Annotated in this window: 9 protein-coding genes and 1 pseudogene; 7 read left to right on the top strand and 3 right to left on the bottom strand. The window is 66.8% G+C overall.

The window, feature by feature from the left end; genetic code table 11:
* Positions 1–6 precede the first annotated feature (6 nt).
* Positions 7–507, top strand: a pseudogene (locus AC3DEZ_RS07190) (serine hydrolase); the annotation flags it as partial.
* A gap of 26 nt (positions 508–533) precedes the next feature.
* On the top strand, positions 534–1,073 hold the full coding sequence (locus tag AC3DEZ_RS07185; protein ID WP_488387607.1) for a serine hydrolase: 540 nt from the start codon (positions 534–536) through the stop codon (positions 1,071–1,073).
* Positions 1,074–1,189: 116 nt separating this feature from the next.
* Here AC3DEZ_RS07185 and AC3DEZ_RS07180 read toward each other — a convergent pair whose 3' ends face one another.
* On the bottom strand, positions 1,190–2,296 hold the full coding sequence (locus AC3DEZ_RS07180) for a helix-turn-helix transcriptional regulator (RefSeq protein WP_488387606.1): 1,107 nt from the start codon (positions 2,294–2,296) through the stop codon (positions 1,190–1,192).
* 325 nt (positions 2,297–2,621) lie between these two features.
* Here AC3DEZ_RS07180 and AC3DEZ_RS07175 point away from each other — a divergent pair, with 325 nt between their 5' ends.
* From AC3DEZ_RS07175 to AC3DEZ_RS07165, 3 genes are all read left to right on the top strand, one after another.
* A complete protein-coding gene (locus AC3DEZ_RS07175) occupies positions 2,622–3,644 on the top strand; it encodes an N-acetyltransferase DgcN family protein (protein WP_488387605.1) in 1,023 nt (340 codons plus the stop codon).
* A 10-nt stretch (positions 3,645–3,654) separates the two neighbouring features.
* On the top strand, positions 3,655–4,635 hold the full coding sequence (gene dgcA / locus AC3DEZ_RS07170) for an N-acetyl-D-Glu racemase DgcA (RefSeq protein ID WP_488387604.1): 981 nt from the start codon (positions 3,655–3,657) through the stop codon (positions 4,633–4,635).
* 133 nt (positions 4,636–4,768) lie between these two features.
* The gene (locus tag AC3DEZ_RS07165; RefSeq protein ID WP_488387603.1) at positions 4,769–6,070 is read left to right on the top strand and encodes a dicarboxylate/amino acid:cation symporter; all 1,302 of its coding nucleotides are present in this window, start codon (positions 4,769–4,771) and stop codon (positions 6,068–6,070) included.
* A gap of 107 nt (positions 6,071–6,177) precedes the next feature.
* Here the strand turns inward: AC3DEZ_RS07165 and AC3DEZ_RS07160 are convergent, their stop codons facing one another.
* Positions 6,178–7,320 (bottom strand): serine hydrolase domain-containing protein, encoded by a 1,143-nt coding sequence (locus tag AC3DEZ_RS07160; protein ID WP_488387602.1) that lies wholly within the window; start codon positions 7,318–7,320, stop codon positions 6,178–6,180.
* A 512-nt stretch (positions 7,321–7,832) separates the two neighbouring features.
* On the opposite strand from AC3DEZ_RS07160, the gene AC3DEZ_RS07155 reads away from it, so the two are divergent.
* Entirely contained in the window at positions 7,833–10,709 is a 2,877-nt protein-coding gene (locus AC3DEZ_RS07155; protein WP_488387601.1) for a TonB-dependent receptor plug domain-containing protein, read from the top strand.
* Positions 10,710–10,817: 108 nt separating this feature from the next.
* Here the strand turns inward: AC3DEZ_RS07155 and AC3DEZ_RS07150 are convergent, their stop codons facing one another.
* The gene (locus AC3DEZ_RS07150; protein WP_488387600.1) at positions 10,818–11,705 is read right to left on the bottom strand and encodes a GGDEF domain-containing protein; all 888 of its coding nucleotides are present in this window, start codon (positions 11,703–11,705) and stop codon (positions 10,818–10,820) included.
* Between the two features lie 98 nt (positions 11,706–11,803).
* Between AC3DEZ_RS07150 and AC3DEZ_RS07145 the strand changes: the two genes are divergently transcribed.
* Positions 11,804–14,515, top strand: coding sequence for a serine/threonine-protein kinase (locus tag AC3DEZ_RS07145; RefSeq protein WP_488387599.1), 2,712 nt, complete (start codon positions 11,804–11,806; stop codon positions 14,513–14,515).
* The last annotated feature ends 49 nt before the right edge of the window (positions 14,516–14,564 follow it).

Below are 14,564 nucleotides of genomic sequence, written 5' to 3'. Positions count from 1 at the left end.
AACCCCATGCGTGAATCCGCCCCATCGCCTCCACGGCGCCCTGTGATCGCCTGTTTGACCGCGCGTTTTCCGATGCGGGCGGCCATTGCCGCCCTGATCCTCCTCCTGTTCTGCGCCACGTCCATCGCGGCGGATCTCCCGCGCACCCGCGCCGACGGCTTGCAGCGGGAACTGGAGCGCCTGACGTCGTCGTTCGACGGAACGGTGGGTTTCCATGCACTCGATCTCCGCAGCGGGCGGACCGCGCAACTGAATCCGGATGTCGGCTTTCCGATGGCCAGCACGGTCAAGGTGCCGGTCGCGGTGCACATCCTCGGGCTGGTCGATGAAGGCAGGCTGGACCTGCGCCATCCGGTGTTGCTGCGGGAGGGCGACATCTATCCCGCGATGGGAGGGCCGCTGGATACACACCTGACGCCCGGTTCGGCCGTGACCATCCACGATCTGCTGCACATGATGCTGACCGTCAGCGACAACAACGCCACCGACATCCTGATCCGGCTGGGGGGGGCGCCGAAGCGGTGGACGCGCGGATGCGAAAGCTGGGCGTGGCGGGAATCCGGGTCGACCGCTACATATGGGAAATGCTCTCGCACTATCTGGGGAACCTGGAAGCCTCTCCCCGAAAGCCGGTCAGCCCGGCGGACTACGCCCGGCTGGATGTGGCGGAACGGAGCGCGGACGAGCGTCGTCGATTGACCCGGCTGTACCACGAGGATCCCCGTGATACCAGCACGCCAGCGGGCATGGCGTCGCTGCTCCGGCTGATCTGGGAAGGCAAGGCGCTTGGGCCCGACACCACCGCCGTGATCAAGGCGATCCTGCTGGATTGCCGCACCGGGCAGGGACGGATCAAGGGCCTGTTGCCCGACTCCACGCCGGTGGCGCACAAGACCGGCACGGTCGGCGAGGTCATCAACGACGTGGGCGTGATCACGCTGCCGGAAGGCGAGGGGGATGTCGTGGTCGTGGTGTTCCTGAAGTCGGGCGAGAGCGATCAGGCCAGGGATCGGATGATCGCGCAGATGGCGCGCGCGGCGTACGACTATTTTCTGTTCGTGCCCGGCGGCTGAGCCCGTCGCGGGCTGTCCACGGGTCATTCAGTGGCTTTTCCGTTTCCACCCGAACTGGCGTGATCGCCGCGCCACCGCGGGATGCGCGACGACGGACTCGGGCAACCGCGGCGGTCTCAGTTGAGGAGGCGTGCCAGCTGGGTGCGGTTGGCGACATCGAGCTTGCGGAAGATGGAGCTTATCTGGCTTTCGATCGTCTTGCGGGAACGGCACAGTTGCTGCGCGATCGCCTCGTTCCTCAGGCCCGCGGCGACCAGGCCGGCGACCTTTCTTTCGCTGGGCGAAAGGCATTTCAGCAGCGGCAACACGCGTGGTGAATCGATGTCGACCTGCGCATTTTCGTCACCATCGGGCGCCAGTATCAGCAGGTGCTGGGCGTGGCGGGAGGTGTTTGCCGGTGCGGAACTGATTTCCAGGCGTAGGCGCTGGCCGGGGCGGCGCGGATGCTCGAGCGTGAACGTGGCGCGGTTGCCGGGTGGCGGCGGCGCGGCCGGCACGCCGTCCATCCACCGGCGCAGGGGCGCCTCCAGCACGCGCGGCAGATATCCGTTCCTGTCGGTGTCCTCGCTCCAGAGGCGACACACGCGCTTGGCTTCCCGCGACATGTAGGACGGCACCAGGTTTCCGTCGACAAGCACGGCGGCGAGCGGCAGATCGTACAGAAGCGCCTCGATGGCCTTGTGCCGCACGCGATCGGATTCCAGCAGGCGGATGCGATGCAGGCTGGCATCCAGCAGCGTGTACAGGTCCGTCAGGAACGACAGTTCGGGCTCCGAAAGGCCGGTGTGTTCGGGAAGCAGGCGGATGCTCAGTACGGCCTCCAGGCGGGTGCCGTCCCAGAACGCGAGATGGATGAAATCGCGCCAGCCCGGAGTGGGGTTCTGCGCCCGGAGCCGTTCCGGCGCAAGCGCATCCTGCGACGCGATCTGCGAGAACGTGTACCAGCGGATCCGGGGGTTCGCATCCAGATAGGGCGCCGCGACATCGAGGCTGGTGACCAGGCGGGCGCCGTCGTCGCGGGTCTCGGTCAGGTGATGGCGGCCCTGGTTCGGCTGGTAGCCGTCGATATCGAACAGCAGGCTGCAGGAATGGCAAGGCAGCGCCTTGTTGATCAGGGACGAACAGGATTGCCACAGCGCCCCCATGTCGAGCGACTTCACCAGCGCCGCGCGTTCCATCGCCATGCCGTCGATGGGCGTCGGCGGGCTGAGGGAATCAAGCATCAACATGTCGTCTCCTTGAGGCGGGCTGTCGTACGCGGGACAGGCAAAACACTTGTTCCGGACACGATCGCGCCCCGTCCCCCGTGATGGCAATCGTCGTTCTTTTAACACCCTGTCACCAGACCGGCAAGCCACGGGAATGCCGGGATGACGGAACGCCGGAACGCGGGAATATCCGGGTTTTTTCTGATTCCAGCGCGTAGCCGCTGTGGTCGAATGACATGGATTCCGGGACGGCCGGGCAAGGGCAAGCAGGATCATGGACTACACAAGTGCGGAACGGGATCAGCAGCGGTCCACGGGGAGCGGGAAGGGCGAGGACGCGATGGGCCGGTCATCCGGCAACGTGATCCTGCGCCAGCCATATCTGCTGTTTCTGGGCGAGGAGACCAATCCGCTGAAGGCGAAGACCGCATTCGGATTGCGTGACTGGGCCGCGGAAAGCTGCATCGGCCAGACACGGATGCCCGGTGGCACGATCGATCTCGGATTGCCGGAACTGGATCCGGCCAACGCCGCGGCGGCCGGTGTGCGCTCGCTGGTGATCGGTGTCACGCCGCCAGGCGGTCGGATTCCTCCGCATTGGAGCCGGTTGCTGGTCGTCGCGGCGGAAGCCGGACTGGATATCGTGAGCGGCCTGCACACGCCGCTGGAGTCGGTTCCGGGCCTGGTGCAGGCGACAGCCGGAACGGGCGCGCGACTGGTGGATGTACGGCGTCCACCGGAAAACCTGCCGCGCGCCACCGGCAAGCGCCGCAGCGGCAAGCGCGTGGCGATGGTCGGCACGGATTGCGCGCTGGGCAAGAAGTACACCGCGCTGGCGCTGGCCAGGGCGATGCGCGGACACGGCGTTGACGCCGACTTCCGCGCCACCGGCCAGACCGGAATCATGATCGCCGGCGCAGGCATCGCGGTCGACGCGGTGGTGGCCGACTTCATCGCCGGTGCGGCCGAGTGCATCTCGCCGGCGGCGGCGGCGGATCACTGGGACGTCATCGAGGGCCAGGGTTCGCTGTTTCATCCCGCCTACGCCGGCGTCACGCTGGGCTTGCTGCACGGCTCGCAACCGGATGCGTTGATCCTGTGCCACGACCCGGAGCGCACGCACGTGGTCAGTTGGCCGGAGTATCCGCTGCCCGGCCTGCGGGAGGCCCGCGATTTGTATCTGCGCATGGCCCGGATGACCAATCCGGATGCGCGGTTGGCGGGCATCAGCCTGAACACCGCGGCGCTGGACGAGACGGCGGCGCAGGATGCGCTGGCCCGGGCCGAGCGTGAACTCGGCGTACCCGCGTTCGATCCCTTGCGTACGCCGCTGGACCGCGCGATCGACGCGATCCTGGGCTGACGCGGTGACGGTGCGCACGCTGCGTGCCAGGCAGCACGCCTGGAAGCTGAAAGAGCCGTTCGCCATCGCGCGGGGTGTGCGCAGCGAGGCGAGGGTGGTGATCGTCGAACTGCACGAGGCCGGCGAGATCGGCCGGGGAGAGTCCAGCGGTGTCGCCTATCACGGCGAGACACCGGAAAGCATGCTCGCCCAGATCGAACAGGTGCGTCCCGAACTGGAACGCGGCTGCGACAGGCAAGCGCTGCTCCGGCTGTTGCCGGCCGGCGGAGCGCGTCACGCCCTGGACGCGGCGCTGTGGGATCTCGAGGCCCGACTTACCGGCGTGCCGGTCTGGCAGCGTGCGGGTGTCGCCAACTGGAGACCGGTCGAAAGCACCGTGACCATCGGCATCCGCGATATCGCGGCCTACGAGGCCACCGCGCGGCTGCATGCGGATCATCCCTGGCTCAAGGTGAAGGTAGGGCGGGAATCACCGCTGGAAGCGGTGGCGGCCGTGCGCCGGGGAGCGCCCAACGCGCGCCTGATCGTCGATGCGAACCAGTCGTGGAGCGTCGAGGATCTGCTGCGCCACGTACCGGAGTTGCAGCCCTATGGCGTGGACATGCTCGAACAACCGGTGGCCGTGGGCCACGATCGGGGCCTGTCCGGGTATGCCGGGCCCATTCCGATCTGCGCCGACGAGTCGTTGTCCACACGGGACGATCTGGCGGGACTGGTCGGGTGCTACCAGTTCGTCAACATCAAGCTGGACAAGACCGGCGGCCTCACCGCAGGACTGGAACTGGCGGCCGCGGCGCGCGCGGCGGGCTTCCGCCTCATGGTGGGCTGCATGCTGGGCGGATCGGTTTCCGTCGCGCCGGGCATGGTGCTGGCGCAGCAGTGCGAAATCTGTGATCTGGATGGTCCCTGGCTGCAGTCCGAGGACTGGCCGCGGGGCATCCTCTACCGGCAAGGACGCATGTCGCTGCCGGCACCGGTGATATGGGGCTGACGCCCGCAAGCAACCGCGATACGCCGCTCATCCGTGATCCGGGACCGCACCGGTTTTCCGCACCGGCCCGGTCACTGCACGCTGCGCGCCGTCCGTTGTCCTCCAGTCGATTCCAGCCACAGCCGGGTATGCCATGGCCGAAGCAGCCGCACATCAGTTCAAGGGCTTTCCCCTCCACTGGAAGATGGCGATCGGCTTCGCGCTGGGCCTGGTGCTGGGCTTGCTGGCCCACGCCACCTCCGGTGCGGACAGCGCCTGGGTACAGTGGCTGACCCACTACGTCACCCAACCCGCGGGAACCCTGTTCCTGCGCCTGATCTTCATGCTGGTACTGCCGTTGCTGTTCTCCGCGCTGATCGTGGGCGTGGCGGAGATGGGGGATGTCCGCGCGTTGGGCCGCATCGGCATCAAGACCCTGGCCTACACCATTGTCGTTTCCGGCATCGCCGTGATGATCGGTCTGTTGCTGGTCAACCTGCTGAAGCCTGGCGCAGGCGTCGATCCGGCCGTCGCGCAGCAACTGCTGTCGCAAGGCAGCGAACGCGCGCAGGCAATCGTCGGTGGAACCCTGCAGAAGCCGGGCGCGATGGATCTGCTGCTGTCGCTGGTGCCCGACAACGTGATCCGCGCGGCGGGCAGGAACGAGATCCTGGCGGTGATGTTCTTCGCCCTGATGATGGGCGTGGGGCTGGTGCTGACGAAGCGCAACGAGGCCACGGCCACGTTCCTGGGGGCGATGGAGGGCCTGCTGGGGATTTCGATGACCTTGATTGGTCTGGTCATCCGGCTGGCGCCCTACGCGGTGTTCTGCTTCATGTTCAACCTGGCCGCGCTGTTCGGCTGGGACTTGCTGGCCCGGCTGGGATCGTATGTATTCGTGGTCGTGCTGGCGCTGGTCCTGCACATGGTCGTGGTCTACTCGGCGGTGCTGAAGCATGCCGGATGGTCGCCGCTGGACTGGTTCTCGCGGGCGCAGGAATCGATGGTGATGGCCTTCTCCACCGCGTCCAGCAATGCGACGCTGCCGACCTCGCTGCGGGTGGCGGAAGAGAAGCTGAAGCTGCCCAACAAGGTCTCGCGCTTCGTGTTGACGGTAGGCGCCACCGCCAACCAGAACGGCACCGCCCTGTTCGAGGGGGTGACGGTGCTGTTCCTGGCCCAATTCTTCGGCATCCAACTCGACATCGGCCAGCAGCTGCTGGTGATGTTCGTCTGCATCCTCGGCGGCATCGGCACCGCGGGCGTGCCGGCGGGCTCGCTGCCGGTGGTCGCGCTGATCTGCGCGATGGTGGGCGTTCCGCCGGAGAGCATCGGCATCATTCTCGGCGTTGACCGGTTTCTTGATATGTGCCGAACCACCTTGAACGTCACCGGCGATCTGGTGCTGGCGACGGCGGTATCCAAGGGGGAGCGGGACGAACACCCGTCCGGCTGAACAGGTGCGATCCGGAAGCGTCGGGATTGCGGGTCCGGCAGGCGATCATGGAACCGCCGCACCGCGTCCCGCGCGGCGCGGCGTCGACTCGCGGCACGGGGAATCGCTCAGCTCTGCGCGCGTGCCCAATCAATGGCGGGGTAATCGTTTTCTCCCAGGAACAGTTCCAGCACCTCCCGGTAGGTCTCGAGCCCGTTCTCGCTGTTGGTGAACAGGACGATGCTGTCGCCGGTGGCGGGATCCAGCATGAAGAGCGCCTTGAATCCGGGATTGTCGCCCCAGTGCCATACGAACTGCCGGCCGTTCGCGGACTGGATGCCCACACCCAGTCCCCAGTCGAGGAAAGGATCCGCGGGACTGGGAATGGATTGATCGTCAGCGTCGCTCGAGGGGGCGAACATCATCCGGTGCGTCGACGGTTCAAGTCCTTCGCCCCTGTACAGGGCCGACTGGATGAAATTGTTGTAGTCGTGGGCATTGGTGACCAGCGTCCAGGCGGTGTTCGCCCATGCGAATACCCGATCCGGCCGGGTGGAACCATCCTTCTCGTGGCCCGCGGCGTTGAGCGCATCGAAGGTCGGGTCGGTCAGGTAACGGCTGCTTGGCATGTCGAGTTTCGCGAAGACTTCCCGTTCCGCCAGCGCGTTCCAGCCCAGTCCCGTGACATGCTCGAGCGTTCGCTGGAGCAGGTAGAAACCCTCGCCGGAGTAGGAGAATCGCGCGCCGGGATCGAACTGGCTGACCAGCGGCGTGCTGTCGATCACCGGATTCGAAGGGGAGACCTGCCAGTTCGGCAACCCGGTGGTGTGGTTGAGCACCATCCGGGCGGTGATTTTCCGGGCGGCCGCGTTGCCTTCCGTCCGGTTCGAGTGCCAGTAGTCCCATAGCGGGGTATCGAGATCGATCCTGCCCTGGTCGACCAGCCTGAGCGTGATGTAGGCACCTACCACCTTGGAAAGCGAAGCCGCCTGGAACACCGTCTGATCGGTGACTTTCAGGCCGGTGCGATTGCTCATCACTCCATGGACGTATGCGTCGTATGCGCCATCATGGGCATGCGTCAACTGGGCGCCGGGGATGGCGTGGCGTCGCATGATCTCGTCGAACTTCGCCGAAACGGTGGCGGTGCCTGCGGAATGCGGCGATGCCGATGCGATGCTCCGTTCCTCACTTCCCGCCGCGCGACCTTCCGGTTGCGACCAGGCCGCGCACGTGGACGACAGGGCAATCGCGAGAACGGTGGAACGCAATACGTGAATCCTCATTTCTCCCCCGGATGATGGACGCGGAGTATTCGAACATGGCGTCGAATCACGGCACCGCGATCATGAAATGGATCAGATTGTTTTGCCCGTGATTCCGTGGCGCTGGCCGATCCGGACGCCGGAACGATAACCGATCCCATGCCAAAGTGAAGCTGCCTTCGCAACGCGGAGCATGGTCGCGACTCGGGCACCATCGCACCGATCGAGAATCGGGGTTTTTACCGATGCATCGGAAGATTCCCGCCGCCTAGCATCGCCGGTGTCATTTCGTGAGCGTCTGGACGTTCCCGGCATGACGATGTCCGGTGCGTTCATCGCATGACGGACATCGCGCCTGGACGGTCATCGAATGGGGACACATGACCGCCGTCCGCACGAATGCATCGCCAGCGATGGCCGCGTTCGCTGCGGAAGCAGGCGATCCTTCAAGCGCTTGACCGCATCGCCGCATCGCCATCCACCACTCCCTGCCGAGCAAACCGGAGAGACGAGCCACCATGTCCATTCGCCATACCCAACCGCAGCGGTGCCGCCTGCGAGCCGCGGTCCTCCTGGCCCTTGCCCTGCCGGCCACGGCATTCGCAGACGATCGCGCCGGTGGGCAGGAAGCCGTTCCGGCCTCGCAGCCGACCGCCGACGCCGGTCCGGCCAAGACCCTGGACAAGGTCGAAGTCACCGGTTCGCGCATCAAGCGGGCCGAGGTCGAAGGGCCGTCGCCGATCGTGATGATCACCGCCGAGGAGATCCGCAAGCAGGGCTACAGCACGATTTCCGAAGCGCTGCAGACGCTTACCCAGTTCAACGGCGATGTCGTCGCCGGCGAATGGAACGCGGACTCCTCGCAGCCGGATGCCTCATTCCTCAACCTGCGCGGACTGGGTGTCGGCTACCAGTTGATCCTGCTCAACGGCAAGCGCATGACCGAGTACGCGGCAAGCTCCGGCGCCGCCTCCACGGGTGTCAGCATCGGCAGCATTCCCGCCGCGGCGGTCGAGCGGATCGAGGTGCTCAATGGCGGCGCATCGGCCATCTATGGTTCCGACGCGATCGCCGGCGTGGTCAACATCGTGACCAAGGACAACTGGGAAGGGCACCATCTGCGCGTCCGCGGAGGAGGCACCACCCGCGGCGGCGGCGACACGGGGCAGATCCAGTTCAGCGGCGGCAAGGCCTGGGAACGAGGAAGCGTCACCTACGCGTTTGAACAATTGAACCGCGAGCCCATCCTGTCCGGCCAGCGCGGCAACATCATCCGCACCGGCATGGACGCCCCGGGCAACGCCGGCACGAACCGTCCCACCTTCGGTCTGGATACCGCGCTGATGGATGGTGGCTACAACGGCAACTACTGGATGGATCGGAGCGGCGAGCTGGTCTATTCGGGCGACATCGACCCCTCAGCCGCAGCCGCGGCACTGGAATACTCCTGCAGGAATGCCGACCCGGCGTACTTCCCGATGTACTGGTCCGCCGACGATGCCCTGCCAGGCGCGTGCGGAAACGCGAACTACTACGATGGCGACACGCTGGCGAACAAGTACAACAAGACGTCGGCCTACGTTGCGGGTCACTATCGCTTCACCGACGACATCGAAGGTTACGGGCAGGTGCTCGTCCAGCGCTCCAGGAGCGAGGCCGCGCACAGGACAAGCATGTACCTGTACAACGCCGGCAGCGCGTATGACGTGGACATCGGGCAGTTCGAGTACTGGCGCGCACTCAACCCGAACAGCATCGGGGGCGCGCCGATGCGGCTGTGGGAAGAAACCACCATCAGCGCCAACGCGGGGATACGCGGCACCCTGGGTGGTCGTTTCGACTGGGACGCCAGCCTCAGCATATCGCGCGATGAAATGAAGAGCAGTTGGAAACAACTGCTCACCGACCGCGTCCATCGCTACCTGTTCGGCACGCCGGTGGGCACCATCGACGGTTCGCCGGTGTACGACATCGATCCTTCGGTGTTATTTGGCCCGGTGGGGCCCGCGCAGTATGCGGGGATGGTGGATACCATCCGCAACAGGAACCTGTCGCAGACCTCGCAGGCGCAGTTCGTGTTCAGCGGACCGCTGTTTTCCCTGCCGGCAGGCGACGTTCAGATGGCGGCGGTGATCGAGGCCTCGCACTCCAAGTACGAGCTTCGCCCCGACAGGCGCAGTGTCAGCACCTACCAGGGTGCCGACAGGACGTTCAACCACACCGGCGTCATCGGCGGCGGACCACGGGATCGCTATGGCGCGGGTGTCGAGTTCCGCGTTCCGTTGCTGGATAGCCTGACCGCCAACGTCGCCGGACGCTGGGACAAGTACGACGACATCTCCGACGTCGGCGACGCCACCACCTGGCAGGCCAGCCTGGAATGGCGTCCCCTCGACAGTCTGCTCGTCCGCGCCAGCCACCAGACCAGTTTCATGGCTCCGAACATCATGTGGCTCTATGGCGAGCCGGTCACCAATTACGACGACTACGTGACCAATGAATACCTGTGCCGGGTGAACGGACTGGACCTGACCACCACGGCGGGCATGAGCCAGTGCGGCAGCGACTACACCCAGGGCGCCTGGTACGTCGAAGGCGGCAACAATACCCGTCTGCACGAGGAAACCGCGGAGTCGAACGGATTCGGCGTTGTCTGGGATGTCACCGATGGACTGTCCTTGAGCGCCGACTACTGGGAAATCGAGCTCAAGGGCAAAAGCCAGTACCTCGACAAGGCGACGCTGCTGAGCGCCGATGCGGATTGCCGGCTCGGCCGGCGCGTCGATGGCTCCGCGGTGAATCCGGATTCGGCGGCCTGCGCGCTCTATGCCAGCTATGTGCGCAGGGATGCGGACGGCAAGGTCACCGAGTACTTTCTCGACGCCATCAACCAGGCCGGTGTCCGTACCCGCGGTTTCGATGCGAGCCTGAGGTATGCCTGGGACTGGGGGACGCTGGGCCGGTTCAGCCTGAATGCCGGTCTGAGCCGCACCCTGGCCTACGACGTCAAGATCACCGCCGGTGATCCCTGGCAGGACTACATGGCCTGCTCCTACTCATCCACCTACAGTTGCGGAAGCCAGCCACTGGCATTCCGCAGCCGCACCAACTGGACCCTGAGCTGGAATCGCGGCGACTGGTCGGGCAGCCTGTACGGCTATCGCAACGGCGCGCGCGTCAACTACCAGGCGACCAGCCATCTGCCATCGTACATGCAGTGGAACGCCAACCTGTCGAAGCAGATCACGGAGAAGCTGCGCCTGGGCGTGGACGTGACCAACCTGTTCGACAAGTACGGCTCGCGCGACGCGACCATGACCTGGTATCCGTTCTATCAGAACATCTACGGAATCCAGGGCCGTGCGATCTACGTGAACCTGGACATCGGTTTCTAGCGCGCAATCACGCGCGGCGGGTCCAGCGCCAGGGTCCGGCATCTCCGGCCCTGGCCGATGGCCAACACCACATGGCGGGCAACCGGGAGCGGTCGGCGTGCGCCGACCTCAGTATTCGATGCAGACCCGGTTGCGACCTTCGCTCTTGGCGCGGTACAGCGCGGCATCGGCGGCCGCCATCATCCGGCTGCAGGTGTCGCGATGGGGCATGAGCGCGGCGATGCCGATGCTGACGGTGATGGACTGCTCGTCGCCACCCGGCTTGAACACCGCATCGGCCACGGCCTGGCGCAGGCGCTCGGCGAAGCCGAACGCGGCATCGACGTCGCACTCGGGCAGCAGCACCGCGAACTCCTCGCCGCCGATGCGGGCGGCCGAATCGTCGTTGCGGACGTGCCGGCGCAGGATGCCGGCAATCTGGCGCAGTACGTTGTCGCCGGAGATGTGGCCGTAGCGATCATTGATTGGCTTGAACAGATCAACATCGATGATGCACATCGCCAGTGGCCGCTGGTGACGCATGGCGCGTGCGATCTCGCGATCGACCGCCTCGATGAAATGGCGGCGGTTGTAGAGATCGGTCAGCGCGTCGTGGGTGGCGAGCTGATAGATCTCCTCGTGATAGTGCGCTTCGACGCTGGCGTGGCTGATGAACTTGAGGATGCATTCGCCCAGGGTCAGGTGATCGCCATCGGCCAGCACCGCTTCCTGGATCGGACTGTCGTTGAGGCGGGTGGGGTTGGTCGCGTCCAGATCGCGCACCCGATACAGATCGCCTTCGCGCCAGATCTGGCAATGCAGGCGCGACACGCTCCGGTGCGGAATGTGCAGGTCGGCCTCGCGCGAGCGTCCGACCACCACCGGCTGCGCGTCGATGTCGGCCCGCCGGCCCAGGCCTTCGCCCTGGATCACCACCACGCAGGCCGAGCGCGAGCGGGACGGACGCGGTCCATCGCTGAGGATCGTGCGCTGGGTGGTCTCGTGTTCGGGGGCCATGCATCCGGCCGCGGGGAAGGAGGTTGCCGAGTGTAGCGGTTCCGTGCCGCGCCTGCCGACGCTTCCGCTACCATGGTGGCACTCCAGGGGGACGTGCCATGAATCCAGTACCGCCATCGGCGGACCCGGAAGCCACCGAGCTTCTGGCGACACGGTTGTCCGGACAGATGCCCGCCGACGGCCAGGTGTTCCCGTCCGGCGCGCGGCTTGGCCGCTATCGCCTGGACACATTGCTGGGACGCGGCGGCATGGGCGAGGTCTATCGCGCCGAGCAACTGGAACCGGTGCGCCGCGTCGTGGCGCTCAAGCTGCTGCGCGGCCATCGCGTGGAAGCGCGCCACCTGGCCTACTTCGAGATCGAGCGCCAGTTGCTTGCACAGATGCGGCATCCGGCCATCGCCCAGATTTACGACGCCGGCGCCACCGACGACGGCGTGCCGTTCTTCGCCATGGAATACAGCGAAGGCCGGCCGGTCACCGTGTTCTGCACGCAGGAGGGGCTGGACCTGCGCGAACGGCTGGCGCTGTTCATCCGCATCTGCGAAGGCGTCCAGCACGCGCACCACAAGGGCGTGATTCACCGGGATCTGAAGCCGGGCAACATTCTGGTCGATCGCATCGACGGCCGCGCGTCGCCCAAGATCATCGATTTCGGCATCGCCACCGCCACTTCGCGCGCGCTGGCTGGCGTGCAGGAGCGGGCCGGCACGCCGGATTACATGAGTCCGGAACAGGCCGAAGGCGATCTGGCCACCCTCGACACCCGCAGCGACGTGTACTCGCTGGGGGTGCTGCTGCATGAACTGCTGGTCGGCGGCCGTCCGTGCGTACGCGAAGGCGGCACCGCCGACAGCAGTGTGCTGCAGTTGCCTTCCGAACAACTCGCCACCCAGCAGATGGCGGCGACGCCCGCCCATGCCCCGCGCGATGACCGCGGACTGCGGCGCGCGCTGCGCGAGGAGCTGGACTGGGTCGTGGCCAAGGCGATGTGCCACGATCGCGATGGCCGCTACGCATCGGTCGCCGAATTGGCCGCGGACCTGCAGCGCTTCCTGGATGGCGCGCCGCTGGCGGCGGTGCCGCCTACCCGTCGCTATCGATGGTCGCGCTTCTTCGCCCGCCATCGCACCGCGCTGGTCGCCGCGGCGGTGGTCGGACTGGCGTTGCTGGGCGGCCTGGCGGTGTCCCTGTACGGATTGATGCAGGCGCGCCAGCAGCGCGCCATCGCCGAGCTGCGCAGTGTGGAACTGGAAAAGATGGCGGGCTTCCAGCAATCGATGCTGGAGGACATCGACATCGAGGCCATGGGCAGCGGCCTGGCCAGCGGACTGCGCGGGCAGATCGCCGAGGGCGACCCGGCCAACCGCGCTTCGCTGGAACCCCTGCTGGCCGAAGTGAACACCGCGGATCTGGCGCGCGGCATGATCGATCGCGAACTGCTCGCCAATGCCGAAGCCGCCATCACCCGCGACTTCGCCGGCCAGCCGGCGCTGGCCGCCAACCTGCGCGAATCGGTCGCGCGCGTCTACGCGGCGCTGGGCATGAGTCCGCAGGCGGCGAAGGAGTTCGGCAAGGTCGCCGACTACCGCGCCCGCCAGGCGGGCGAGGCCGCATCCTCCACGCTCGCCGCGCGCCTGGCGCAGGCCGAGGCGCTGCTGGGCGCGGCCGACGTGGATGCCGCCGCCGCGCTCGTGGACCGCGCGCGCCCGCTGGCGCAGCCGTTGCCGCTGAACAATCCCACCCGCGCCGGCCTGGAGATCGCCCAGGCCAGCGTGTTGTCCGCGCGCGGCGAGCGCGAGCGCGCCAAGACCCTGCTGCAATCGCTGTACGAGCGGTTGTCGAAGCAGGCCAGTGACCGGGATCCGGCGGCGATGGACGCCCTCAACGCGCTGGCCGACATGCAGCGTGCGGTCGGCGAGATGGCCGAGGCCCGCGCCAACATGGAGAAACTGCTGCCGCTGCGGGTGGCGGTGCAGGGCGCCGAGCACAAGGACACCCTGGCAGCCACCAGCAACCTGGCGGTGATGCGCATGCTCACCGGCGAGAAGGAAGGCGCGGTGAAGCTGCAGCGCGAACTGGTGGCGACCCAGATCCGCCGGCTCGGCAACGACCATCCGCTGACCCTGCACGCGCGCGGCACGCTGGCGAGCATGCTGGCCGATTCCAACGCCGCCGAGGAGGCCCTGCCGATGATGAAGGCGGTGCTGGCCGGGCGCGAACGCGTGCTTGGTCCCCTGCATCCGCAGACCATCCGCGCGCGTCTGAACCTGGCGACCACCTATGCGCGGCTGGACGACTACGCCGCCGCGTTGCCGCTGGAGCAGCAGGTGCTGGAGCAGCGGACCCGCCTGCTCGGCGCCAGTCATCCGGACACGCTGTCGATCCTGATCAACCACGCCGGCACGCTGCTGCGCGACGGGCATCCGCAGCAGAGTCTGGCGCTGCTGCGCGACGGCCTGCCGCTGGCGCGCGACGTGCTCGGGCTCAAGCATCCGCAGACCCAGCGCGCGCTGCTGATCCGCGGCGATGCCGCACGCACGCTGGGCGACGCCGCGGTGGCGCTGGCCTCCTATCGCGAAGTGGTCGAGGCGCGCAGCCGCCTGCTGGGCGAAGGGCACCCCGAGACCCTGCAGGCGATCTGGGCCCTGGCCACCGCGGAATCGGGTTTTGGCCATGAAGCGCAGGCGCAGGCGTTGCGCCGGCAGTACCTGGAACCGCTGCTGGCGGCCAAGCCCGAAACCCTGAGCGAACCGCTGGCCGCCCTGGCCGACGCCATCCGCGAAGGACGCCCGCCGACCGGATTCAAGTAGGCCGGTTTGCGGTGGCGGCGCGCGCGGACACGCGCGGGCGCGCGGAGCC

Source organism: Pseudoxanthomonas sp. 134C1 (assembly GCF_057773065.1).
Note: the sequence above shows the minus strand (reverse complement) of the source record. Positions and strands in the feature narration are given on the sequence as shown.